The 24,256-nt window shown below is 72.9% G+C and carries 21 protein-coding genes; 15 read left to right on the forward strand and 6 right to left on the reverse strand.

Features of this window, described 5'->3' with window-relative positions:
- Window positions 1–13: 13 nt before the first annotated feature.
- The 8 genes from ACOKGD_RS03055 (at window position 14) to ACOKGD_RS03090 (ending at window position 8,990) form a co-directional block, all read left to right on the forward strand.
- A complete protein-coding gene (locus tag ACOKGD_RS03055) occupies window positions 14–625 on the forward strand; it encodes a TlpA family protein disulfide reductase (protein WP_342336875.1) in 612 nt (203 codons plus the stop codon).
- Window positions 622–1,374 carry a cytochrome c biogenesis CcdA family protein gene (locus ACOKGD_RS03060; protein ID WP_342336873.1) on the forward strand — a complete coding sequence of 251 codons (753 nt, stop codon included), beginning with the start codon at window positions 622–624 and terminating at the stop codon, window positions 1,372–1,374. Before ACOKGD_RS03055 ends, ACOKGD_RS03060 begins: the two co-directional genes overlap by 4 nt.
- Window positions 1,355–3,058: a cytochrome c biogenesis protein ResB gene (gene resB, locus ACOKGD_RS03065; protein WP_342336871.1), complete on the forward strand. Its 1,704-nt coding sequence runs from the start codon at window positions 1,355–1,357 to the stop codon at window positions 3,056–3,058. Before ACOKGD_RS03060 ends, resB begins: the two co-directional genes overlap by 20 nt.
- A gap of 10 nt (window positions 3,059–3,068) precedes the next feature.
- Window positions 3,069–4,049 carry a c-type cytochrome biogenesis protein CcsB gene (ccsB, locus tag ACOKGD_RS03070; RefSeq protein WP_342336869.1) on the forward strand — a complete coding sequence of 327 codons (981 nt, stop codon included), beginning with the start codon at window positions 3,069–3,071 and terminating at the stop codon, window positions 4,047–4,049.
- A gap of 132 nt (window positions 4,050–4,181) precedes the next feature.
- Complete coding sequence (locus ACOKGD_RS03075; protein WP_342336867.1) at window positions 4,182–4,958, forward strand: DeoR/GlpR family DNA-binding transcription regulator; 777 nt, start codon at window positions 4,182–4,184, stop codon at window positions 4,956–4,958.
- Entirely contained in the window at window positions 4,955–5,950 is a 996-nt protein-coding gene (locus ACOKGD_RS03080) for a 1-phosphofructokinase family hexose kinase (protein WP_342336866.1), read from the forward strand. The genes ACOKGD_RS03075 and ACOKGD_RS03080 overlap by 4 nt, the downstream gene beginning before the upstream one ends.
- Window positions 5,951–6,004: 54 nt before the next feature.
- On the forward strand, window positions 6,005–8,053 hold the full coding sequence (locus ACOKGD_RS03085) for a PTS fructose transporter subunit IIABC (protein WP_342336865.1): 2,049 nt from the start codon (window positions 6,005–6,007) through the stop codon (window positions 8,051–8,053).
- 70 nt (window positions 8,054–8,123) lie between these two features.
- Window positions 8,124–8,990: a 1-phosphofructokinase family hexose kinase gene (locus tag ACOKGD_RS03090; RefSeq protein WP_342336864.1), complete on the forward strand. Its 867-nt coding sequence runs from the start codon at window positions 8,124–8,126 to the stop codon at window positions 8,988–8,990.
- 127 nt (window positions 8,991–9,117) lie between these two features.
- Here ACOKGD_RS03090 and ACOKGD_RS03095 read toward each other — a convergent pair whose 3' ends face one another.
- Both ACOKGD_RS03095 and ACOKGD_RS03100 read right to left on the reverse strand, forming a co-directional pair.
- Window positions 9,118–11,574, reverse strand: coding sequence for a YhgE/Pip domain-containing protein (locus ACOKGD_RS03095; protein ID WP_342336863.1), 2,457 nt, complete (start codon window positions 11,572–11,574; stop codon window positions 9,118–9,120).
- Window positions 11,571–14,330 (reverse strand): efflux RND transporter permease subunit, encoded by a 2,760-nt coding sequence (locus ACOKGD_RS03100; protein ID WP_342336862.1) that lies wholly within the window; start codon window positions 14,328–14,330, stop codon window positions 11,571–11,573. The genes ACOKGD_RS03095 and ACOKGD_RS03100 overlap by 4 nt, the downstream gene beginning before the upstream one ends.
- A 131-nt stretch (window positions 14,331–14,461) precedes the next feature.
- Here ACOKGD_RS03100 and ACOKGD_RS03105 point away from each other — a divergent pair, with 131 nt between their 5' ends.
- Window positions 14,462–15,097, forward strand: coding sequence for a TetR/AcrR family transcriptional regulator (locus ACOKGD_RS03105; protein WP_342336861.1), 636 nt, complete (start codon window positions 14,462–14,464; stop codon window positions 15,095–15,097).
- A gap of 3 nt (window positions 15,098–15,100) precedes the next feature.
- Here ACOKGD_RS03105 and ACOKGD_RS03110 read toward each other — a convergent pair whose 3' ends face one another.
- Window positions 15,101–16,087: an o-succinylbenzoate synthase gene (locus ACOKGD_RS03110; RefSeq protein ID WP_342336859.1), complete on the reverse strand. Its 987-nt coding sequence runs from the start codon at window positions 16,085–16,087 to the stop codon at window positions 15,101–15,103.
- Between the two features lie 21 nt (window positions 16,088–16,108).
- On the reverse strand, window positions 16,109–16,618 hold the full coding sequence (locus ACOKGD_RS03115) for a GNAT family N-acetyltransferase (RefSeq protein ID WP_342336858.1): 510 nt from the start codon (window positions 16,616–16,618) through the stop codon (window positions 16,109–16,111).
- Between the two features lie 54 nt (window positions 16,619–16,672).
- Here ACOKGD_RS03115 and ACOKGD_RS03120 point away from each other — a divergent pair, with 54 nt between their 5' ends.
- From ACOKGD_RS03120 to ACOKGD_RS03130, 3 genes are read left to right on the forward strand one after another with little or no spacing between them, the layout of a single operon-like run.
- Window positions 16,673–17,488 carry an LLM class F420-dependent oxidoreductase gene (locus tag ACOKGD_RS03120; protein ID WP_342336856.1) on the forward strand — a complete coding sequence of 272 codons (816 nt, stop codon included), beginning with the start codon at window positions 16,673–16,675 and terminating at the stop codon, window positions 17,486–17,488.
- Between the two features lie 58 nt (window positions 17,489–17,546).
- A complete protein-coding gene (locus tag ACOKGD_RS03125; RefSeq protein WP_342336854.1) occupies window positions 17,547–18,458 on the forward strand; it encodes a 1,4-dihydroxy-2-naphthoyl-CoA synthase in 912 nt (303 codons plus the stop codon).
- A gap of 1 nt (window position 18,459) precedes the next feature.
- A complete protein-coding gene (locus ACOKGD_RS03130; RefSeq protein WP_342336852.1) occupies window positions 18,460–19,602 on the forward strand; it encodes an AMP-binding protein in 1,143 nt (380 codons plus the stop codon).
- A gap of 89 nt (window positions 19,603–19,691) precedes the next feature.
- On the opposite strand, the gene ACOKGD_RS03135 is transcribed toward ACOKGD_RS03130, so the two are convergent.
- Window positions 19,692–20,738, reverse strand: a complete 1,047-nt coding sequence (locus ACOKGD_RS03135) for a PQQ-dependent sugar dehydrogenase (protein ID WP_342336851.1) — start codon at window positions 20,736–20,738, stop codon at window positions 19,692–19,694.
- Window positions 20,739–20,786: 48 nt separating this feature from the next.
- Here ACOKGD_RS03135 and ACOKGD_RS03140 point away from each other — a divergent pair, with 48 nt between their 5' ends.
- Window positions 20,787–21,746 carry a 1,4-dihydroxy-2-naphthoate polyprenyltransferase gene (locus ACOKGD_RS03140; RefSeq protein WP_421355080.1) on the forward strand — a complete coding sequence of 320 codons (960 nt, stop codon included), beginning with the start codon at window positions 20,787–20,789 and terminating at the stop codon, window positions 21,744–21,746.
- Between the two features lie 58 nt (window positions 21,747–21,804).
- Here the strand turns inward: ACOKGD_RS03140 and ACOKGD_RS03145 are convergent, their stop codons facing one another.
- Complete coding sequence (locus ACOKGD_RS03145; RefSeq protein ID WP_342336849.1) at window positions 21,805–22,113, reverse strand: DUF4229 domain-containing protein; 309 nt, start codon at window positions 22,111–22,113, stop codon at window positions 21,805–21,807.
- 78 nt (window positions 22,114–22,191) lie between these two features.
- Between ACOKGD_RS03145 and ACOKGD_RS03150 the strand changes: the two genes are divergently transcribed.
- Window positions 22,192–22,584 carry a PLD nuclease N-terminal domain-containing protein gene (locus ACOKGD_RS03150; RefSeq protein ID WP_342336847.1) on the forward strand — a complete coding sequence of 131 codons (393 nt, stop codon included), beginning with the start codon at window positions 22,192–22,194 and terminating at the stop codon, window positions 22,582–22,584.
- 1 nt (window position 22,585) lies between these two features.
- The gene (gene menD, locus ACOKGD_RS03155; protein WP_342336846.1) at window positions 22,586–24,250 is read left to right on the forward strand and encodes a 2-succinyl-5-enolpyruvyl-6-hydroxy-3-cyclohexene-1-carboxylic-acid synthase; all 1,665 of its coding nucleotides are present in this window, start codon (window positions 22,586–22,588) and stop codon (window positions 24,248–24,250) included.
- Window positions 24,251–24,256 lie beyond the last annotated feature (6 nt).

Below are 24,256 nucleotides of genomic sequence, written 5' to 3' on the forward strand. Positions count from 1 at the left end.
GTAGAATCGGACGGTGCCCCCGACCCGCCGCCTCGCCACCCGCCTGACCGCGGCGATCGGCGCCGCGGCGCTGGCCCTGACTCTCGCGGCCTGCGCGCCCGATCCGGTCACCGAGCAATACCGCGACGGCGGCGACACCGGCTACATCTCCGGTGAGTTCGCCGTGCAGGAGATCGCGCCCGCCGACCGCGGCGAGCCCGTCGCCTGGGAGGGCGTGACCGAGACCGGCGACGAGCTGTCGAGCGAGGACGTCGCCGGCGACGTGGTCGTCGTCAACTTCTGGTACGCCAGCTGCGCCCCGTGCCGGGTCGAGGCCGCGGATCTGCAGAAGGTGCACACCCAGTTCGAGGATCAGGGCGTCTCGTTCGTCGGCGTCAACACCTTCGACCAGGCCGACCAGGCCCGCTCGTTCGCCGAGGAGTTCGGGGTCACCTACCCGAGCATCATCGATGTGAACGACGCGAAGGTGAAGCTCGCGTTCTCCGCCGCGACGCCGATCCAGGCGACCCCGGTCACGCTTGTGCTGGACCAGGAGGGCCGGGTGGCCGCGAGCATCATCGGCCGCCTCGAGGGCGCCTCGATTCTGTCCACGCTCGTCAAGGACCTCCTCGCGGAGCAGATGTGAGCTCGCTGGTCCTCGACGGCGCGATCTGGGCCTCGCTCCCGATCGCACTGCTCGCGGGCCTGATGTCGTTCCTCTCGCCGTGCGTGCTGCCGCTGGTGCCGGGCTACCTCGGCTTCATCAGCGGATCGGTCGACCCCGCGTCCCAGGGGCGGCTCGCGGGCCGCGGCAGGCTGGTCGGCGGGGTGCTGCTGTTCATCGCGGGCTTCACGCTCGTGTTCGTCACGATCGTCGTGCTCGGCGGGGTCGCGGGCGGCGCCATGGCGCGGTTCTCCGTGCTCTACGGCGACCTCATCACCCGCGTGCTCGGGGTCGTCATCATCCTGCTCGGCCTGGTGTTCCTCGGGCTGTTCGGCTTCGCCCAGAAGATCAAGAAGCCCCAGGTCAAGGGCGACCTCGGGCTGATCGGCGCCCCTCTGCTCGGCATCGCGCTGGGCATCGGGTGGGCGCCCTGCATCGGCCCGACGCTCGGCGCGATCCTCGTGATCGCGTGGCAGCAGGGCGATGCGGCCCGCGCCGGCCTCCTCGGCCTCGTGTACTCGCTCGGTCTTGGCATCCCGTTCCTGCTCATCGCCCTCGGCTTCGGCTGGGCGACGCGCTCGGTGTCGTTCCTGCGCCGGCACGTGCGCGTGGTGAACGTCATCGGCGGCGTGCTGCTCGTCATCCTGGGTCTGCTGATGGTCACCGGCCTGTGGACCCTGCTCATGTCTCGCCTCCAGGGGGTGTTCGCGAGTGTCCCGTCCCTCCTCTGAGACCACGTCGAAGTCAGGATCCGCCTCGGATCCGCTGCGTCCGTCCGATCACGTCGACAGCGCAGACGACACCGGCGTCACCTCGCCGGCGCTCGGCGTGGTCGGCTGGCTGCGCTGGGGCTGGCGACAGCTGACCAGCATGCGCACCGCGCTCGTGCTTCTGCTGCTGCTGGCGATCGCCGCGGTGCCGGGGTCGATCTTCCCGCAGCGCATGGCCAACCCGAACGGCGTTGTGCAGTGGGAGCGGAACAACCCGGACCTGTTCCCGGTGCTGGATGCCGTGCAGCTGTTCGACGTGTACCAGTCGGCCTGGTTCTCGGCGATCTACCTGCTGCTGTTCGTGTCGCTCGTGGGCTGCATCCTGCCGCGTACGAAGCACCACTGGAAGGCACTGCGCGCCCGGCCGCCGCGCACCCCCGCGCGCCTGTCGCGCCTGGACGACCACCTCTCGCAGCGCGTCGAGGGCGAGGGCGACGCGGCGATCGGCGCGGCGCACGCGATCGACGAGGCGCAGAAGCAGCTCAAGGCGCAGGGCTACCGCGTCGAGCGCTACGACGGCCGCGGCTCGTTCTCGGTGTCGGCCGAGCGCGGCTACCTGCGCGAGACCGGCAACCTCGTCTTCCACGCCTCGCTCGTGGGGGTGCTGCTGTCGGTCGGCATCGGCGGCGGCTTCGCCTACACGGGCCAGCGCATCCTCGTCGAGGGCCAGACCGTGGTGAACGCGCTGGTCGACTACTCGTCGATGAACCGCGGACGCTTCGTGGCCGACGACGCCCTCACGCCCTATGCCCTGCGTCTCGACTCGTTCGATGTGACCTACCAGGATCCGCTGCAGCCCGGGGCGGGGCAGGCGGGTGACTTCTCGGCGAACGTGACCGTCTCGAAGCCGGACGGGGACGAGACCTCCGGCGCGATCCGGGTCAACCACCCCCTGGAGGTCGCGGGGGAGCGCATCTACCTCCTCGGCAACGGCTACGCGCCCACGATCACCGTGCGCGACGCCGACGGCGGTGTGGTGTTCAGCGAGTCGGTGCCCTTCATCCCGCAGGACACCAACATGACGTCCATGGGCGTGGTGAAGATCGCGGACGGCCTCCCCGAGCAGCTCGGCATGCTCGGCTTCTTCTACCCGACGCAGATGCCGCTCGACACCGGAGCGCTGACGTCGGTGTTCGGCGACCTGCTCGATCCGAAGCTCACGCTCAACGTGTACTCGGGCGACCTCGGCATCAACGAGGGCGTACCGCGCAACGTCTACGAGCTCGACCCCACCGGCATGACCCAGCTGACCGGCGGCGACACCGGCGTCGAGTCGATCAAGCTGGCCCCGGGCGAGACCGCCGACCTGCCGAGCGGGCTCGGCACCGTCACCTTCGAGGACGAGACGCCCGAGGGCGCCGACCGCAAGCTGATCGGATACACCGAGTCGGTCAAGCGGTTCGCCTCCCTGCAGACGCACCGCGACGGATCCGCGGTCTTCGTCCTCGCCTTCGCGCTGCTGATGCTCGCCGGCCTTCTCACGGCGCTGTTCGTGCCGCGTCGCCGTGTCTGGGTGAAGGCCACCCCCGCCGACGACGGCTCCATCGAGCTCGAGTACGCCGCGCTCGCCCGCGGCGACGACCCCACCCTCGCAGCGGCCATCGACCAGCTGCGCACCAAGCACCTCGACAGCCTCCAGAAGTAGGATCCCCGCCATGCACCCCGATGCGCCCGCGCTCGACGCGATCTCGTTCCTCCTGATGTGGACCGCCGTCGCGATCTACGCGCTCGCCTTCATCGCCTACGCGTTCGACCTTGCTCGACGCTCGCAGGCGTCCCTCGAGCGCGCCGACGCGAAGGTGCTTGTGGGTGCCGGTGCCGGTGCCCCCTCGGAGCTGCCGCCGGGCGCGGCCGTGGCCGCCCGGGTGGCCGAGCGCAAGACGCGCCTCTTCGGCCGCATCGGCACCGTGCTGACGGTGCTCGGTTGGCTGTTCCACCTCACCGGCACCGTGCTGCGCGGCGTCGCCGCGGGGCGTGTGCCGTGGTCGAACATGTACGAGTTCGCGATGACGGGCACCCTGCTCATCACCGCCGTGTACCTGGGTGTGCTGTTCTGGCGCGACCTCCGCTTCCTCGGCACGTTCATGGTGGGCCTCGTCACGGTGCTGATGGGCGCCGCGACGCTGTACCACGTCGACGTGGTGCCCCTGATGGACCCGCTGAAGTCGGTCTGGCTCGTGGTGCACGTGTTCGTCGCCTCGCTCGCGACCGCGTTCCTCGCCCTCGGTTTCGGCCTCTCGGTGCTGCAGCTGCTGCAGGCCCGCCGTGAGCGCCTCGCGGTCGACGCCGAGCCGAAGCGCTCCTTCCTGCGCACGCTGCCGAGCGCCGAGGCGCTCGAGGGCCTCGCGTACCGGTTCGCGATCATCGGCTTCATCTTCTGGACGTTCACGCTGATCGCCGGATCGATCTGGGCGCAGGACGCCTGGGGTCGCTACTGGGGCTTCGACACCAAGGAGGTCTGGACCTTCATCATCTGGGTGCTCTACGCCGGCTACATCCACGCCCGCGCGACGCGTGGCTGGCGCGGCACGCGCTCGGCCTGGCTGTCGATCGTCGGCTTCATCGCCGTCATCTTCAACTTCACGATCGTCAACCAGTTCTTCCAGGGCCTTCACGCCTACTCCGGCCTGAGCTGACGCTCGACCTTCGCAGCGCCCCGTCTCGCGAGAGGCGGGGCGTTCTGCGTTCGCGGGACCGAGATCCTGATCTGCGTTTGTGTTGTTTTCTGTGGGAATGCGTTGTAATGTCTTCGCATCCGAAGGAGGACGATGTACGCGACGGAGCGCAGGGAGCTGATCGAGCGGATGCTGCTCGAGGAGGCCCGGGTGTCGGTGGCCGAACTCGCCGAGCGGCTGAGCGTCACCACCGAGACGGTGCGGCGCGACCTCGCGGTGCTCGAGGAGCACGGCGCCCTGCGGCGCGTGCACGGCGGCGCGGTAGCCGCCGATCGCGGCAGCGCGGCCGAGGTGGATCTGCGCGAGCGCCAGCTGCGCGGCGCCCCGGTGAAGAGCCGGATCGCGGCGCGCGCGCTCGACGGCCTGGGTCGCGCCTTCACGGGCTCGGTCCTGCTCGACGCGGGCACCACCACCGGCGCCGTCGCCGGCCTCCTGCCCGCCAGGGGCCAGGCCGGCCTGCACGTCGTCACCCACTCGGTTGTGCTGGCGGCCGCCCTCACCACGGCCGGCTACACCGACCTGACCACCCTCGGAGGCCGGGTGCGCGCCCTGACCGGTGCGGCCGTCGGCGCGAGCACGGTCGCCACCGTCGAGATGCTGCGCCCCGACGTCGCCTTCATCGGGGCGAACGGCCTCTCGGCCGGGTTCGGGGCGAGCACGCCCGACCCGGAGGAGGGCGATGTGAAGCGGGCCATCGTGCGCGCCGCGCGCCGGGTGATCCTGCTCGCCGACCGCTCGAAGTTCGAGGTCGAGTCGCTGCGCCGCTTCGCCGCGCTCGACGAGATCGACGTGCTCGTCACCGACGAGGCGCCCACCGGCGCCCTCGGCGACGCCCTGGCCGCCGCCGACGTCGAGGTGTGGGTCGCATGATCGTCACGCTCACGATGAACCCCGCTCTCGACCGCACGGTCGACCTGGCCGCCGCCCTCGTGCCCGGCGAGGTGCAGCCCGCGCTGTCCGAGCGCGAGGATCCGGGCGGCAAGGGCGTCAACGTCGCCCGCGTCATCGCGGGGGCGGGCACCGCCGTGACTGCGGTGCTGCCGCTGTCGGCGCAGGATCCCTACCGCGCGCTGCTCGGCGACCTCCCCGTGCGCACGGTGGCGGTCGAGGGCCGAGCGCGCGCCAATCTGACCCTCACCGATCGCGACGGCGTCACCACGAAGGTCAACCTGCCGGGGCCCGTGCTCGGCGACGCCGAGGTCCGCGCCCTGATCGACGCGGTGGTCGAGGCCGCGGATGGCGCCACCTGGCTCGCCCTGTGCGGATCGCTGCCTCGCGGCGTCGCGAGCGACTTCTACGTGGCCGTCGCCCGCGCCGTCCGCAGCCGCGCCGTCCGCCCGCCGCGGATCGCCGTCGACACCTCCGGCCCCGCGCTGGAGGAGGTCGTCGCCGCCGGCGCGGTGGATCTCATCAAGCCCAACGACATCGAGCTCGCCGAGCTCGTGGCCGGCTTCGCCCTGCGCGAGGGCGAGGTCACGACGGATGCCGCGGACGCGCTGGCGGAACGCCTGCAGGGCGAGCTCGCGGCCGATCCGACCTCGGCCCGGGACATCGCCCGTGCGCTGGTGCCCGCTCGCGTCGGCGCCGCGCTCATCACGCTCGGCGGCGACGGCGCGGTGCTGGTCGACGCGGAGGGTGCCTGGTTCGGCCGCACCCCGCCCACGCGCGTGCGCAGCACGGTGGGCGCCGGCGACAGCGCGCTCGCCGGCTTCCTGCTCGCCCACGCCGCGGGGGAGGGCGCCGAGGGGCGCCTGCGCTCGGCGATCCGCTACGGCTCGGCCACTGCGTCGCTGCCGGGCACCCGGCTCGCCGCCCCCGGCGACCTGACCACGCACGACGTCCTGATCCATTCGCTGGCCTGATCCGGCCCGTGACTTTCGCGGCCCCGCCGCACCGCACACCCTCGAGGAGGAGAAGTGTCCACCATCACCCCGCAGCTCGTGAGCCTCGATGAGGATCTCGGGCCGGACAAGCAGAGCGTGCTGCGCGCGCTCTCGGCGCGCTTCGTCGCGCAGGGCCGCGCGACCGACGCCGACGAGCTCTTCGCCGCCGCCTGGAGGCGCGAGGAGCAGGACGCCACGGGCCTGCCCGGCGGCATCGCCATCCCGCACGCGAAGAGCGCCGCGGTGACGCAGGCCTCGCTCGCCTTCGCGCGCCTGCGCCCCGGGGTCGACTTCGGCGCCGAGGACGAGCCGAGCGACATCGTCTTTATGATCGCGGCCCCCGACACGGCGGCCGAGCAGCACCTGGCGGTGCTGTCGAAGCTCGCCCGCAGCCTGATGGACGAGGACTTCCTCGCGGCGCTGCGGGCGGCGTTGGACGCCGACGAGGCCGTCGCCATCGTGCGCCGCGCCATCGAGGAGGACGCCCCGGCCACCGAGGCCGCTGCCCCGGCCCCCGAGGCCGCTGCCCCGGCCTCCGCCCCCGGCGCGACCCCCGCCGCTGCCCCCGGCCCCGGCGCCCCGGCCGAGGGCGCGCTCATCGACGGCCGCCCGGCGCGCATCGTCGCGGTCACGGCGTGCGCCACCGGCATCGCCCACACGTTCATGGCCGCCGACGCCCTCACGGCGGCGGCGAAGAAGGCCGGCGTCGAGTTCACTGTCGAGCCGCAGGGCTCCAGCGGCTACTCGGCGGTCGACCCCGACGTTATCTCGGCCGCCGACGCCGTGGTGTTCGCGGTCGACGTCGACGTCCGCGAGCCGCAGCGCTTTGCCGGCAAGCCCGTGGTGCGCGTCCCCGTGAAGGCGGGCATCGAGCGCGCCCCCGAGCTCCTCGCCCGCGCCGTCCGCGCCGCGCAGGACCCCTCGGCCGAGCGCGTCTCGGGCGCCGCCACCGCCGCCACGGCGACCCCGGCCAAGGCCGAGTCGATGGGCGCGCGGATCCAGCGTGTGCTGCTCACCGGTGTGTCGTACATGATCCCGTTCGTCGCCGGCGGCGGACTTCTGATCGCGCTCGGCTTCCTGCTCGGCGGGTACCGGATCAACGAGGTCGCGAACAAGATCGCGGTCGAGAACGCCCTGTGGAACCTGCCCGACGGCGGGCTCCTGCAGTACCTCGGCGCCGTGTTCTTCACGATCGGCGGCATCTCGATGGGCTTCCTCGTGCCGGCGCTGGCGGGCTACATCGCCTTCGCGCTGGCCGATCGCCCCGGCATCGCGCCGGGCTTCGTCGCGGGTTCCGTGGCGCTGCTGACGAGCGCCGGCTTCATCGGCGGCATCGTGGGCGGTCTGTTGGCTGGCCTTGCCGCGCTGTGGCTCGGATCCCTCGCCGTCCCGCGCTGGCTGCGCGGCCTGATGCCGGTGGTCATCATCCCGCTGCTGGCCTCGATCTTCGCCAGCGGCCTGCTCGTGCTGTTCCTCGGTGCGCCGATCGCGGCGCTGATGGGGGCGCTCACCGACGGGCTGAACGGCCTCGCGGCCTCGGGTCTGCTGCCGCTGGTCGGCATCATCCTCGGGCTCATGATGTGCTTCGACCTCGGCGGCCCGATCAACAAGGTCGCCTACGCCTTCGCCGTGGCCGGCCTCGGCGGCGCGTCCGACACGAACACCGTGCCGTTCCTGATCATGGCCGCGGTGATGGCCGCCGGCATGGTGCCCCCGCTGATGATGGCCTTCGCGTCGACCGTGCTCGCCCGCGACGCGTTCAGTGAGCCCGAGCGCGAAAACGGCAAGGCGGCCTGGCTGCTCGGGCTCTCGTTCATCTCGGAGGGCGCCATCCCGTTCGCGGCGGCCGACCCGCTGCGCGTCATCCCGGCCTCGATGCTCGGGGGCGCGGTGACCGGGTTCCTCAGCATGCTCTTCCAGGTGGGGTCTCGCGCCCCGCACGGCGGCGCGTTCGTGTTCTTCGCGATCGACCCGCTCTGGGGCTTCGCCGTCTCGCTGGTGGCCGGTGTGCTGGTCGGCGGCTTCGCCGTCGTCGCGCTCAAGCGCTTCGCCCGACGCAAGACGACCGCCGCGATCGCGTGAGCGACGGATCCGGATCGAGACGCGCCGCAAGGCCCTCGATCCGGATCCTCGCGAGTGGTTGGCTGTGGGCATGATCGTCACGCTCACCATGAACCCCGCGCTCGACCGGACGGTCGAGCTGACCGACACGCTTGTCCCCGGCCAGGTGCAGGCGGCGGGCGCGGTCCGCGAGGACCCGGGAGGCAAGGGCGTCAACGTCGCGCGCGTGGTCACGGCCGCGGGGCACCCGGCCGCCGCGGTGCTGCCGCTGGCCGCCGATGACCCCCTGCGCCTGCTGCTCGGCGACCTGCGGGTGCTCTCCGTCCCGATCGGCACGCACGCCCGCGTCAACCTGACCCTGACGGATCCGGACGGCGAGACGACGAAGATCAACCTGCCGGGCCCGGTGCTCACCGAGGAGCAGCGGGTGCGCCTGATCGATGCGGTGGTCGTGGCCTCGGACGGCGCCGACTGGCTTGTGCTGTCGGGCTCGCTGCCGCCGGGGGTCGCACCCGACTTCTACGTCGACATCGCGCTCGCGGTGCGCGCGCGGGCGCGGAAGGCGCCCCGGATCGCGGTGGACACCGCCGGCCGCGCCCTCGTGGAGGCTGTCGCCAGCGGCGCCATCGACCTGATCACGCCGAACGAGGACGAGCTCGCGGCCCTGGGCGTCTCGTCGCTCGAGGAGCTGGTGCCGGATCAGGTGCGCGCGGTGCTCGTCACGCGCGGCGGCGATGGCGCGGTGCTGGTGGACGCCACCGGGCGCTACAGCGCGCCGGCCCCCGACATCGAGGTGCGCAGCACGGTCGGCGCGGGCGATGCCGCGCTCGCCGGCTACCTGATCGCCGACGTCGTGGGGCTCGCCCCGCAGGAGCGGGTGGCCGCCGCCGTGCGCTACGGATCGGCCACCGCGGCGCTGCCGGGCACGCAGCTCGCCTCCATCCCGTTCCGCCCCTGACACGACCGCAGGGGATCCCGGATCCTCAGGGCCGTATGGACGGATCCGGCCCTGAGAACCCGGGATCACCGGCGCGACGCGAAGCGGCCCGGTCCCCTGAGGGACCGGGCCGCTTGATACGCGGGCGTCAGGCCGGCGCGCCCTGCAGCAGCACGCGGGCCGAGGCGGTGCGCTTGCGCGCCACGGCCAGCGTCGTCGCGACGAAGGCCAGCACGGCCCAGACCACGAGGGCGAAGACCGCCCCGCCGGCGCCGCCCGCGTCGGTCACCGCGCCGAGGAGGGCGCGGTAGGCCGGGGCGGTCGGCAGGAAGTCGGCCACGCCGGCGAGCCAGCCCGGCAGCGTCGAGACGATGCCGGTGGCCAGGGCGGTGGCGCCGATGAGCGCGCCGATCCAGCGCCCGGCCCCGCCGAAGACGGCGGTCAGGGCCTGGTGGATGGCCGCGAACGCGATGCCGATCACGGCGCAGAGGCCGAACAGGGCCGCGGCGGTGCCGGCCTCGTAGCCTCCGACGACCTGGATCACGGCGGCCACGAGCACACCCTGCACCGCGCCGACCAGCGCGGCCGGCACCAGCGTGCCGCCCGCGAGGGCCACCGACGCGCGGCGCGAGGTGAGGGCGCGCGCCGAGACGGAGCGCATCACGACGAAGGTCGCGAGCCCGCCGAACCACAGCACGATCGCCGCGAGCAGCGGCACGGCGGCCGCCCCGAACAGCGAGACGCCCGCGCCGTTCGTGGCGCCCACCGGGTCGGCGACCACGGCGGCGATGTCGTTCGCCTCGTCCTCGGTGTACGAGGGGATCTGCTCGACCGCCTCGTCGAGGCCGTTCGCCAGGGTGCTGGTGCCGTCGGCGAGCTCGCCGATGCCGTCGCCCAGCTCGGAGGTTCCGGTGGCGAGGTCACCCGCGCCGGTGGAGAGCTGGCCGGCGCCGGAGGACAGCGCGCCGGCGCCCGAGGCGAGCTGCGAGGTGCCGGTGGCGAGGCCGCTGGCTCCCGTGGCGAGCTGCGAGGCGCCGCTGGAGAGCTGACCGGCGCCCGAGGAGAGCTGGCCGGCGCCCGAGGCGAGCTGCGAGGTGCCGGTGGCGAGGCCGCTGGCTCCCGTGGCGAGCTGCGAGGCGCCCGTCGAGAGCTGGTCGGCGCCGGCGGAGAGCTGCACGGTGCCGTCCGACAGCTGCGTCGCGCCCGCGGCGAGCTCGCTCGCGCCGGTGGCGAGCTGCGAGGCTCCGGCCGATGCCTTGTCGGCACCCGCGGCGAGCTGCGCGGCCCCGTCGCCGGCGAGGCGCAGCTGGGACTCGACCTCCTTCGGGGCCTCCTGCGCGAAGGTCGCGATGCCATCCGAGGCCTGGGTGGCGCCGGCCGAGTAGCCGGCCAGCTGCTGGCAGAACTCGGCGGACGCACCCGATGCGGCGCACTGCCGCGACAGCTCGGTCAGGCCGCCGGCAAGGGCGGCCGCGCCGTCCGTGATCTCGGCGGGGACCAGCCCGTTGGTCTTGACGGCGTCCGCCCCCACGAGGAGCTGGTCGGCCATCGTGTGGAGGCCCGGGGCGAGGCCCGGGTTCTCCTGGGTGCCGTCGCCGGCGAGGCCGGCCGCGAGATCCTGTGCGCCGGCGGACAGCTGCGTGGCGCCGTCGGCGAGGCCCTTCGCGCCGCTGGTGACGCCGTCGATGCCGTCGGCGAGCCCGCTGGCGCCGGTCGCCAGACCGGCCGCGCCGCTCGAGACCTGGTTCGCGCCGTCGGCGAGGCCGTTGGCCCCGTCGGCGACGCCGTCGATGCCGTTCGCGAGCTGGGTGGCGCCGCCCGCGAGACCGGCCGCGCCGCTCGAGACCTGCGTGGCGCCGTCGGCGAGCTGGCCGGCGCCGGAGGCGAGATCGCCCGCGCCGGACCCGAGCTGGGTCACGCCGTCGGCGAGCTGCGTGGCGCCGTCGGCGAGCTGCGTGGCGCCGTCGTGCGCCGATCCGGCGCCGTCGGCGAGCTGGGTGGCCCCGTCGGCGGCGTCGCCGAGCTTCTCGCCCAGCGTGGTGAAGCCGATCAGGACGTTCGACAGGGTCGCCTCGGACAGCATCGTGCCCATCGACGACGTGGCCACGGCGGCGATCTGCGAGGTGATGGCCTCATCGGCCAGGCGGGCGTCGGGCGCCGTGACGACGCGGATGGTCGCCTGCTCGGGGGTCGTGTCCTCACCCGAGAGGCGCTGACCCGACGACGTCGCCGCCGCCGAGAACTCCTCGGGGATCGTCACGACGGCCTGGTAGGTGCCGTCGGCGAGACCGTCGGCGGCGTCCTCCTCGTTCGAGAGCACCCAGTTCAGGTTGCTGTCGACGTCGTCCGATCCCTCGACCAGACCCGCCGCCAGCTGGCGTCCGAGCGGGGTGACCTGATCCTGGATCGTCACGGGCTCGTCGAGGTTGACGATGGCCGCCGACATGTTGTCGAGGCGCTCGGTCGGGTTGTACAGCGCGGCGACGAGCACCCCGCCCACGAGGGCGGGCAGCAGCAGGACGCCCACGAGCGTCACCCAGGTGATGGGCCGGGCGCTGCGGGCGCGCTCGATGCCGGTGGCCGCGAGACGGCGGAAGGGGTTCATGCATTCACCTCGAGGTGGGTGGGAGCGGAAGCGATGTCGATGCGCTGGGTGGTGTCCCACCCGGCGTCGGAGAACAGGCGCGCGGACACGACCGGATCGGATCCGGTCGCGACGACCGTGAGAGCGTCGGGTGCGGCCGCCTGGCGCGCGTCGCGCAGCAGCGCGGCGAGCTGGTCGCGCTCGGCGGCGTCGAGGGTGTCGGCGCCGTCGAGGACGACGAGCCGCGTGCCGCCGCGGAGGGCGTCGCGAAGGGCGCGCGCCGGCGCGGGCTCGGCCGTCAGCAGGGCGACCCCCACGTGGGCGCGGACCCAGGCGGCGCGACCGGGCAGCAGGTGCCCGGCGACGCGCAGAAGGCCGTCGGTCGGGGTCACCCGGCCGGCGATCGCCAGACCCACGGCGCGTGCCGCGCGCGGGTCGGTCGACGAGAGCACCAGCGCCTCGCCGGGCTCGGCGCGCACGGTCAGGCCGGAGGCGAGCACCACGTCGTCGGCGGCGACGGTGAGGTCGTCGGCGGCGATCGCGGCGGTCGATCCGGGGGCGGGCCAGTCGGCCAGCGTGCGTTCGCGCTCGACAGCCTCGCCCTCGATGTCGAAGTGCGGCAGGATCCGGTCGAGCCAGCGGGGCATCCACCAGGCCTTGTCGCCGAGCAGCGTCATGATCGCCGGCACCAGGGTCATGCGCACGAGGAACGCGTCGATCGCGATGCCGGTGGCGAGCGCGAGGGCGATGGGCTTGAGGTTCGAGTCGCCCTCGGGCACGAAGGCGGCGAACACCGCGAACATGATCACGGCGGCGGCGGTGACGACGCGGGCCGAGGCCGAGAAGCCCGTGCGCACCGCCTCGACGGCGACCTCGCGCGTGGCGCCCTTCTTGCGTGCCGCGTGGACGAAGTCCTCGCGCATGCGGGACACGAGGAAGACCTCGTAGTCCATGGCGAGGCCGAACAGCACGCCCATCACAACGATCGGCATGAAGGCGATGATCGGGCCGGTGCGGGCGACGTGCAGCAGGTCGGCGCCCCAGCCCCAGGAGAACACCGCCGAGACGATGCCGAAGGCGGCGAGGATCGACAGCAGGTAGCTGAGCGCGGCCTTCAGCGGCACCCAGATCGAGCGGAAGACGATCATCAGCAGCACGAACGACAGGCCCACGACGAAGATGCCGAAGGGGATGAGCGCGCCGCCCAGGCGGTCCGAGATGTCGATGCCGATGGCCGTGGCGCCGGTGACCTTGAGGTCGATGCCGTACTCCTCGAGCCACTCGTCGTGGTGAGCGCGGAGCTCGCGGACGACGTCGTTCGTGGCGGGATCGCTCGGGCCGGTCTCGGGGACGACCTGCACGAAGCCGGTGTCGGCCGTCTCGTTCGGGGTCGAGATGGCGACCTTCTCGACGCCGGGGATCTTCTCGACCTCGTTCTTGAGGTCCTCCATGAGGCCCAGCGGATCGGTTGACGTGACGATCGTGCCGGTCAGCACGAGGGGGCCGTTGAAGCCGGCGCCGAAGTGCTCGGAGGTGAGGTCGTAGCCGATGCGGGCCTCGTTGTCCTTGGGCAGCACGCCCGCGTTGGGCAGCGACAGGCCGAGGCTGCCGACGGGGATCGCCATGACGCCGAGCGTGAGGACCACGGCGATCGTGGTGACGACCGGGTGGCGGGTCACCATGCCGACCCAGCGCGTGGCGAAGCCCTTCTTCGGCGAGGCGTCCTTCTTCTTCTTCGTGCGCGAGCGCAGCTTCCAGCCGGAGACGCGGCCCTTCACGAAGCCGAGCATCGCGGGAGTCAGGGTGACGGAGATCAGCACGGCCACGGCCACGGCGATTGCGGCGGCGATGCCCATCGTGGTGAGGAAGGGGACGTTGGCGAAGCTCAGGCCGATGAGCGCGATCAGCACCGTGACGCCCGCGAAGACCACGGCGGATCCGGCGGTGCCGGTGGCACGCCCGGCCGACTCCTCGAGGTCGACGCCGGCGCGCACCTGATCCTGATGTCGCGCCGCGATGAAGAGCGAGTAGTCGATGCCGACTGCGAGGCCGAGCATGAGGGCGAGCATCGGCGTTGTGGCCGAGACCGTGGCCCACTGCGTGGCGGCGACCAGGCCGAGGAGCGAGATGCCCACGCCGATGAGCGCGATGGCCAGCGGCAGGCCGGCGAGCACCAGCGACCGGAAGGTGATGATGAGCACGAGGAGGGCGACGATGACGCCGACCGCCTCGGTGATCGTGATGGTGGGCAGCTCGGTCGCGAACAGCTCGCCGCCCAGCGCGGTCTCGGATCCATCCGGGAGCTCGGCGCGGAGGTCGTCGACGACGGCGCGCATCGCGTCCTTGTCCTCGTCGCTGACGTCGGTCTGGGTGCCCTCGAACTGCAGGCGCACGATGGCCGCCGTGTCGCCCTCGGAGACCATGCCGGTGACCATCTCGTCGAACGGCGAGGTCACGCTCGAGACGCCGGGGACGTCCTCCATCGTGGCGATCGCGTCCTCGATCGGCTCGCGGTAGGCGTCGTCCGTGACGACCTCGCCGTCGGCGGCGACCACGATGAACTGGGCGCTGGTGCCGGACACCTGCGGGAAGGTGCGCTGCAGCTGCTGCAGGCCCTCCTGCGACTCGGTGCCGGGGATCGAGAAGGCGTTGTCGAAGCCCTTGTTCAGGCCCGCGGCGGCGCCGCCGACGGCGGCGAGGATCAGTAGCCACCCCAGCAGCACACGCCAGGGGTGACGGTACGACCAGCGACCGAGCGAGTAGAGCAGCGTGGACACAGGCGCCTCCGGAAGGAACGACAGGGGGATTCGATACAACGCTGTATCCGATACAAGTGTGTATCGTAATGGGTGAGCAGGCAACTCCGGATCCTGGTAGTTGCCTATGGATGAGGATCCGAGGAGTCGAAGTGACCGACGCGAAGCCCGCGACCCGAAGCCGCGAGAACACCCGCGCCCGCCTCCTGGACGCCGCCGCGCAGGTGTTCGCCGAGGTGGGGCTGGGGGAGACCTCGGTCGAGGACATCTGCGAGCGCGCGGGGTTCACCCGCGGCGCCTTCTACTCGAACTTCGCCTCGAAGGATCAGCTCTTCGTCGAGCTGGCCGGATCCTTCATCAGCCAGCAGGTCGAGGCGGTCCGCCAGCGCGTGCAGGCCCTCATCGAGGGCGGCCCCGTCGCCCACGACACCGTGGGTCTCGTCGAGGCCCTCGACGTGCCCGGCGACGTGCGCCTCGGGGTGCTTCTGATGAGCGAGATCCGCAACCGCGCCATGCGCGACGCCGGCACCGCCGCCGCCTACCTCGCCCAGGATCAGCGCATGATCAGCGAGGTCGGTGTGCTGCTCGACGACATCGCCCGCGCCAAGGGCCTCTCGCTGACGCTGCCGACGGAGGACGCCGCGCGCGTTGTGCTGACGGCGTGGGAGGGCGTCTCGGCCCGCGGCATCATCGCCGGGCTGCCCGAGCAGCAGCTGCTCGAGCTGCGCGCGCAGGAGATCGGCCGCGTCGCCGACCTCATCATCGAGCACGGCCCCGGCGGCTGCTGACCCCTACAGGAGCGCGTGGGCCTGCGCGATGCGCGCATGCCACCACTGCGTGCGCTCCGCGCTCGCCGTGTGCGCGCGCAGCAGCTCGTCGTCCGGGGTCAGCCGCCCGACGGGGATCACACCGCCCCGGGCCACCAGGGGCTCCCTGACGACGTCCGCGGCGTAGAGCGACGCGGTGCCGAGGCCGCAGTCGAACGCCAGCTCGGGCAGTGCCGCCGCGAGGGCCGCCCCCTGCGAGAGGCCGATCGAGGTGTCGAGCGCGCTCGAGACCACCGCCGGCAGCCCCGTCTCCGCGACGATCTCCAGCGCACGGCGCACCCCGCCGAGGGGCTGCGCCTTCACGACGATGAGGTCTGCCGCGCCCGCCCGCGCGACGGCGATCGGATCCTGCGCCTTCCGGACGCTCTCGTCGGCGGCGATCGGCAGGTCCCAGCGGCGCAGCCGGGCGCGCAGCTCGGCGAGCTCGTCGACCGAGGCGCACGGCTGCTCGAGGTACTCGAGATCGAACTCGGCGAGGGCGTGGGCGGCGTGCTCGGCTTCGTCGACGTTCCAGCCGCCGTTGGCGTCGATCCGGATGCGCCCGGCGGGGCCCATCGCCTCGCGCACGGCGCGCACACGGGCGTGGTCGTCGGCGAGGGTCTGGCCGGCCTCGGCCACCTTCACCTTCACGGTGCGGCAGCCGTCGTACCGCGCGAGCACCTCGGGGACGATGTCGGCGGGCACGGCCGGCATCGTCGCGTTCACCGGGATCTCGGTGCGCAGCGCCGGGGGCTGCGGACGCCACGCGAAGTCGAGCGCGGCGGCCAGCCAGGTCGACGCCTCGGCGGGCTCGTACTCGACGAACGGCGAGAACTCCGCCCAGCCCTCGGGGCCCTCGATCAGCGCGGCCTCGCGATGCTCGACCCCGCGGAAGCGTGTGTGGAGGGGCAGCGACACCACCCGCACGGTGGCCAGCACGTCGGACAGGCTCGGGGTGGTCTCGGCGGTCATGGCCCCATCCTGCCCCTCGGATCAGTCGGCGGCGAGCTCCGCGAGCGCCGCGCCGTCGACGCGCTGCACGGTCCACTCGTCCTGCCCCTTCGCGCCGATGGCGCGGTAGAAGCGGATCGACGGCTCGTTCCAGTCGAGGACGGTCCATTCGAAGCGGGTGTAGCCGTGGGCGACGCACTCGCGGGCGAGGGCCTTCATCAGGGCGATCCCGTAGCCGCGGCCGCGGTGCGCCTCCGAGACGATGAGGTCCTCGAGGTAGAGGCCGTTGCGGCCGGTCCAGGTCGAGTAGTTCAGGAACCAGATGGCGATGGCCGCGACCTCCGGCGTCCCGTCCTCACCTGGCGCCTCGACCACATGCGCGAAGACGTTGGGGTTCTCGCCGAACAGCGACGCGTGCAGCAGCTCGGGCGTGCTGGTGACCGCATCCGGCTCGCGCTCGTAGACGGCGAGCTCGACGATGCGCGCGAAGATCCCGGGGACGTCGGCGGGCTCGGCGCGGCGGAGGATCGCGCCATCGGGGAGGGTCTGCATCCCACCAGGCTATCGACGGCCCCCGTCCGCTCCCACGCCCCTAGGCTTCTGGCCATGACTCAGAGTGGATTCGACACCGACCGTCCCGTGCGCCTCGGCGTGCAGCTCGCCCCGCAGCACCACGCCTCGTACAACGTGATCCGCGACGCGGTCACGCGGCTCGAGGACATGGGTGTCGACATCCTCTTCAACTGGGATCACTTCTACCCGCTCTCCGGTGATCCCGACGGCACGCACTTCGAGGCCTGGACGATGCTCGCGGCCTGGGCCGAGCAGACCGAGCGCGTCGAGTTCGGCACCCTCGTGAACTGCAACAGCTACCGCAACGCCGACCTGCAGGCCGACATGGCCCGCACGGTCGACCACATCTCGGCCCACGGCGGCGACACCGGCCGCTTCATCTTCGGCACGGGCTCCGGCTGGTTCGAGCGCGACTACGACGAGTACGGGTACGAGTTCGGCACGGCGGGGCAGCGCCTGGATGCGCTGGCCGAGAGCCTCGCGCGGATCGAGTCGCGCTGGGCGCAGCTGAACCCCGAGCCGACGCGGGACATCCCGATCATGATCGGCGGCGCCGGCGAGCAGAAGACGCTGCGCCTCGTCGCGCGCCATGCGGACATCTGGCACAGCTTCGCCTCGGTGGAGGACCTGCCCCGCAAGCTCGATGTCATCCGCTCCTGGGCCGAGAAGGAGCAGCGCGACACCTCGACGCTGATCCTGTCGAACGAGCTCGGCGGGCGCGATGTCGACCAGGCGCAGGCCCTGTACGCCGCGGGTGTGCGCCTGTTCACGCACGGCGTCTCGGGCCCGGACATCGACTTCGACTCCGTGCAGCGCTGGCTCGACTGGCGCGACCGCGTCAACGGCTGACGCCTCGTCGCCCTCCGGGGGCGCCCCGCCGCGGGTGCCCCCGGAATAGGCTGAGACGGTGACCGACCGCTTCGTCTCCGACCTGTTCGATGCGTCCGAGTGGGATCCCGCTCCCGGATCGGAGGGGTACCAGGACATCACCGCGCACGTCTCGAAGGACGGGCGGATCGCGCGCATCGCGTTCGACCGTCCGGAGGTGCGCAACGCCTTCCGCCCCGCCACGGTCGACGAGCTGTACCGCGCCCTCGACGAGGCACGCCAGAACCCCCGGATCGGTGTGGTGCTGCTCACGGGCAACGGCCCGAGCCCCAAGGACGGCGGCTGGGCGTTCTGCTCGGGCGGCGACCAGCGCATCCGCGGGCGTGACGGCTACAAGTACTCGTCCGACGATGCGTCTGTCAGCGACTCGGCGCGGGCCGGGCGCCTCCACATCCTCGAGGTGCAGCGCCTCATCCGCTTTATGCCCAAGGTGGTCATCGCGGTCGTTCCCGGCTGGGCGGCGGGCGGCGGGCATTCGCTGCACGTGGTCTGCGACCTCACCATCGCCTCGGCCGAGCACGGCCGGTTCAAGCAGACCGACGCCGATGTCGGATCCTTCGACGCCGGCTACGGATCGGCGTACTTCGCCCGACAGATCGGACAGAAGCTCGCCCGCGAGGTGTTCTTCCTGGCCGAGGAGCACTCGGCGCAGCGCATGTACGAGATGGGCGCCGTGAACCGTGTGGTGCCGCACGCCGAGCTCGAGCGCGAGGCGCTGGCGATGGCGCGCACGATCCTCACCAAGTCGCCCACCGCGATCCGGATGCTGAAGTTCGCGTTCAACGCGGTCGATGACGGCCTGCCGGGCCTGCAGGTGTTCGCGGGCGAGACGACGCGCCTCGCCTACGGCACCGACGAGGCCGTCGAGGGGCGCGACTCGTTCCTCGAGAAGCGCGAGCCCGACTGGTCGCCCTACCCCTGGCACTTCTGAGATGAGGCTCGAGCCGCTCGACGGCGACGACCCGCGCGGGGTGCTGCGGGCGCTGCGCGCGGCGCTCGGGGCGGGGCCGGCGGTGGCTCTCGGCTCGGCCGAGCGGCTGCCGACCGATGTGCCCGGCGGCACGGCCGTGGTGGTGACCACCTCGGGCTCCAGCGGGGTGCCGAAGTCGGTGATGCTCTCGCGGTCGGCTCTCACCTCGAGCGCGCTGGCGACGGCCGATCGCATCGGATCCGGCCAGTGGCTGCTCGCCCTGCCCGCGACGTACGTCGCCGGCGTGCAGGTGCTGGTGCGCTCGCTGGTGCAGGGCACCGAGCCGGCGATCCTGTCGGGACGCTTCTCGGCGCCCGCCTTCGCGCACGTCGTGAGCGGCATGCACTCGTCGCGCGGCGGGACGCGCGTGCCGACCTACGCGTCGCTGGTCCCGGCGCAGCTGCAGACCCTCGTCGACGCGGCGGATGCCGATCCGGCGATCGGTCGCGCGCTGGCGTCATTCGAGGGGATCCTCATCGGCGGCCAGGCGCTGCCCGCATCGCTGCGCGAGCGCGCGGACGCGCACGGCGCCCGGATCGTGCGCACCTATGGCTCGAGCGAGACGGCCGGCGGCTGCGTCTACGACGGCGTGCCCCTGGACGGTGTGCGCGTGGCGACCGTCGAGGGTGAGCTGCGCATCGCGGGGCCGACGCTCTCGGACGGCTACCTGGGCGACCCGGCTCTCACCGAACGGGCGTTCGTGCGCGAGGCCGACGGCACACGCTGGTACCGCACCGGCGACGCCGGATCGGTCGACGACGGCGTTGTACGCGTCACCGGCCGGATCGACAACGTCCTCGTCAGCGGGGGAGTGAACGTCTCGCTCGATCGCGTCGAGCGCGTGGTGCGCGAGCTGTTCGACGCGGTGGTGGTCGCCGCCCCCGATGAGCGCTGGGGCGAGACCCCGGTCATCGTGGCCGCGCGATCCGAGGTCCCCGATCCCGACGCCGCCCTCGCCGCCGCCCGTGTCGCGGTGGAGGCCGCGATCGGAAAGCCCGCGCGGCCGTCCCGGGTGATCCTCGTCGACGCGCTCCCGCGCCTCGCCTCGGGGAAGCCCGACCGGGTGGCGCTGCGCGCGCTCGCGGGGCCCGGCTCCCGGTCATAACACGCCGCCGGCGGCGGGTCGCGGGCGGCGGTTCGTGACCACCCGCCCGATGCGGCGGCGTCCCGAGACCGAGGCACACGCACCCGCCCTCAGCCGGTCGGCAGTTCCACCCGAAGGATCCGATCGTCGTCCGGGCCCGGATCGCCGCGCCCGTCGGTGTTGTTCGTCAGCATCCAGATCTCGCCCTCCGGCGTGACGGTCACGTCGCGCACGCGGTCGCCCGTGTGCAGGTCCACGCTGGACTGCGGGTTCTCCGCGGTCAGGGCGCGCAGGCGCTCGCCGCGGAGGTTCGCGACCAGGATCACGTCCCGCACGATCGCGAGACCGCTCGGGCTCGCCTCGTCCGTCCTCCACTGCCGGACGGGATCCGTGAAGCCGCGGTCCTCGCCGCCCGCGCCCTCGACCTCGGGCCAGCCGTAGTTCGCCCCGGGTTCGATGATGTTCAGCTCGTCCCAGGTGTCCTGCCCGAACTCGGTCGCGTACATCGTGCCGTCGGCCGTCCAGGCGAGCCCCTGGACGTTGCGGTGCCCCATCGACCACACGGGCGACCCCGGATCCGGGTTGCGGGGGGCCGGATCGCCGTCGGTCGTGATGCGCAGGATCTTGCCGCCCAGGGAGTCCTCATCCTGCGCACGCGACGGATCCCCGGCATCGCCCACCGAGGCGTACAGCATGCCGTCCGGGCCGAACGCGAGCCGCCCGCCGTTGTGGTTCCCGGCGGCGGGCAGGCCGTCGAGGATCGTGTCGGCGTCGCCGAGGTCGTCCGGGTCGTCGAAGCGCTGGATCCTGTTGCCGCTCTCGCCGGTCGAATAGGCGTAGAGCCGGCCGCCGGAGTCGAAGGCGAGGCCGAGCAGCCCGCCCTCGCCGCCGTGCACCACCCCGTCGACCACCCCGAGCTCGCGCGTCTCGCCGTCGGCGCCGAGCTGCAGGATCCGGCCGCTGTCGCGTTCGCTGATCAGCACGGTGTCGCGGTGCACCGCGATCGACCACGGGGCATCCAACCCCGACGCGACGACCTCCGCCGGCGCGGGCGCGCCGTCGGCCGTGGCGGTCGGCGCCGGAGGTGCCGCGGTGCAGCCCGACAGGCCGAGCACCGCCACGGCCACCGCGATGACCACCACCGACGCGCGCTTCATGACGCCACCGTACGCGAGGGGGAGGGGCCGGGAATAGGATCGACCATCGTGGCGAAGAAGGCGAAGACTTACGGCGTGAGCGGCAACCCGGCCAAGCGCGACATCTCGCGCGCGGCCGCGTCGCCCGTGGCGCGCCCCGTGACGGTGGGCGACTGGATCGGCGCCTCGCGCCTGCGCACCCTGCCGCTGGCGGTCGCCCCGGTCGTGATCGGAAGCGGCGCGGCGCTGCTCGTCTCGGACGTCTTCCACTGGGTCATCGCGCTGACCTGCCTGGTCGTGGCCGTCTCGCTGCAGATCGGCGTGAACTTCGCCAACGACTACAGCGACGGCATCCGCGGCACGGACGCGCACCGCGTCGGCCCCACCCGCCTCACCGCCTCCGGGCGCGTGAAGCCGCGCTCGGTGCTGATCGCCGCGTTCATCTTCTTCGGCATCGCGGCCATCGCCGGCCTTGCCATCACGATCCGCACGCAGCAGTGGTGGTTCGTGGTGCTGGGCCTCGTCTGCATCGTCGCGGCGTGGTTCTACACGGGCGGCAAGCGCCCCTACGGCTACAACGCGCTCGGCGAGGTCTTCGTCTTCGTGTTCTTCGGCCTGGTGGCCACCCTCGGGACGACGTGGGTGCAGGCCCTCGCGCTGCCGCAGGAGGCCTGGTTCGGGGCGGTCGGGGCCGGGCTCATCGCCTGCGCCGTGCTGCTGGCCAACAACCTCCGTGACATCGATCAGGACGCGCGCGTCGGAAAGCGCACGCTGACGGTCGTCATCGGGAAGCGCGCGACGCAGATCCTGTTCACGCTCTTCCTGGTCATCGCCTTCGCGATCCCGGTGGTGCTGGCCTTCGTGTACCCGATCGCCTGGCTGACGCTGCTGGCGCTGCTGGCCGCGGGCCCCGCCATCGCGATCGTCTGGACCTACCGCGAGCCGCGCGAGCTGGTGACCGCCCTCGCGCTGACGTCGCTCACGTCGCTCGGCTACGCCGGCTTCCTGTTCTGGGCCTTCGCCGGCTGAGCCGGCCCTCGCGCGGTCGTCCGGGACGACGTTGCGCCGTGTCCCGCCGAAGCGGGGATCAGCCCTGCTGCGCCTCGTCGTTCGCGGCGTCCTCGATCTCGTCCTCGATCTCGCGCTCGGATCGCGGCTTCTCCGCCGCGGCGGTGCGGGCGGCGCGACGGTTGGCCATCGCGGTGGTGGCGTCGGCGAGCGGGCGGCGCAAGAACAGCACCGAGATGCTGAGGCCGATGAGGGCGGCGAAGAGCGCGGCCAGCCACCACAGGCCCGCGAACGCCGGCAGCATCATCATCAGCGTGAACGGCACGAGGAACGCGGCAAGGCGCAGCACCGAGAAGACGACGATGGACAGCACGGGCGAGTTCTTCACCGTTCGAGTCTACGAATGCGCCCTGTGAGGGCTCCGGGGCGCGGCCGGGTCACAGGTGCGCGAGCCTAGGATTGGAAGATGACGCGCGTCCTGATCGTCCTCGGCATCGGCGCCGCGGTCTTCTGGGTCTTCAGCCTGGTCGACTGCGCCGTGCAGCCTCCCTCGCGCCACCGCGGGGTGTCGAAGGGCGCGTGGATCGCGATCGTCGCCCTCATCCCGGTGCTGGGCGGTGTTCTGTGGTTCGTGCTCGGCCGTGCTCGGCCGCAGACGTCGCGGGTGATCGCGCCCGATGACGACCCGACCTTCCTCGGCACCCTCAAGGGCGTCCACGACCAGGACGAGCGCATCCGCCTCCTCGAGGAGGAGCTCGCGCGCCTCGACTCCGAGTCCGACGATCCGACTCCCGAGCAGAAGCGCGGTGAGAACCCCGCCCCGGATCAGGACGACCCCGCGCCCGACGGGAAGCACTGAGGTGAGCGCCTCTCCCGCGACCGAGTCGGCCGCGGCGCTGCTCGACGAGCTCGCCGCGCTGGGCGTGCGCCACGTGGTTGTGAGCCCCGGGTCCCGTTCGCAGGCCCTCGCCCTCGCGGCGGCCGCGGCCGAGCGCACCGACCGGATCCGACTGCACGTGCGCATCGACGAGCGCGTCGCGGGGTTCACCGCCCTCGGCATCGGCCGCGAGACGGGCCTGCCCGCCGCGGTGATCTGCACGTCCGGCACCGCGGTCGCCCACCTGCTGCCCGCCGTGATGGAGGCGCATCACTCGGGCGTCCCGCTGCTGCTGCTCACCGCCGACCGGCCGCCCGAGCTGCGGGGCATCGGCGCGAACCAGGCGACGGATCAGCCGGGGATCTTCGGATCCTTCACCCGCTTCGCCGCGGACGCTCCGGTTCCCGCCGGCGACGAGACCGACGCGGTCCGCCTGCTCGCGCGGGAGGCCTTCGCCGCCGCGACCGGCCGTGTCCCGGGCCCTGCCCACCTGAACCTGCCGTTCCGCGAGCCGCTGGCCGGCGAGCTGCCCGCCTGGTTCGCGGCGGGGGAGACCCGCGCCGGCCACATCGCCGGGCAGGCCCCGGCCGCCGAGGCTCGCGCCCTCGCGCGCGGCCCCCGCACGGTCGTCATCGCAGGCGCCGATGCCGGGCCCGCCGCCGAGGAGCTGGCGCACGAGGGCTCCTGGCCGCTCATCGCCGAGATCGTCAGCGGCGCCCGCTTCGGCCGCAAGGTGATCCACGGCTACCGCGCCCTGCTGCGTGATCCGGATCTCGGCGGACAGATCGAGCGCGCCGTTGTGTTCGGACACCCCACCCTGTCGCGCGAGGTCGCGGCGCTCCTCTCGCGGGCCGACGTCGAGGTGATCGCCGTGCGCGGCCCCGGCGAGGATCTGAACCTCAACCACGCGACCGCGCACGTCGACGCGGTGAGCGTCGCCCGGGGCGATGCGGATCGCGCGTGGCTGGGCGCGTGGCTGCAGGCCTCGGCCGCGCAGGTCGTCGATCTGGACGCCCCCGCACCGGATCTCGAGGGCCTGACCTCGAAGGATCCGCTGGCCCGCGCCGCGGCGAACCGGATCGAGCTGGCCGCCGTGCGCCGCGAGGTCGACCGCACGCAGCTCGCCGCCGCCGTGTGGGCGGCGACCTGGCCGCACGACAGGCTGATGTTCGGCTCGTCGCGCATCGTGCGCGTCGCCGACGCCGTGCTCCCCGGGAAGCGCGTGCCCGTGCACGCCAACCGCGGCCTCGCGGGCATCGACGGCACCATCGCGACCGGCCTCGGCATCGCGCTCGCCAGCCAGGACGGCGGGCGGCCCGGCGTGACGCGCGTGCTGCTCGGCGATCTCGCACTGCTGCACGACGCGGGCGCGCTGCTGCTGCCGGCGTCGGAGGACGATCCGCGGATCCAGATCATCGTCGGCAACGACGGCGGCGGCACCATCTTCGACGGCCTCGAGGTCGCGCAGGTCGCCTCGCGCGACGACATGGAGCGGGTGCAGTACACCCCGCAGGCCGCCGACCTCGCCGCGCTCGCCCAAACCTACGGCTGGGAGCACACCCGCGTGACCACGCGCTCGGCGCTGGATCAGGCCCTCATCACCCCGGGACGCCCCACGATCATCGAGGTGCCCCTCGACCGCGAGTGATCCCGG

The organism is Microbacterium phosphatis (assembly GCF_049177115.1).
In the GTDB taxonomy this organism is placed as follows: Bacteria; Actinomycetota; Actinomycetes; order Actinomycetales; family Microbacteriaceae; genus Microbacterium; species Microbacterium phosphatis.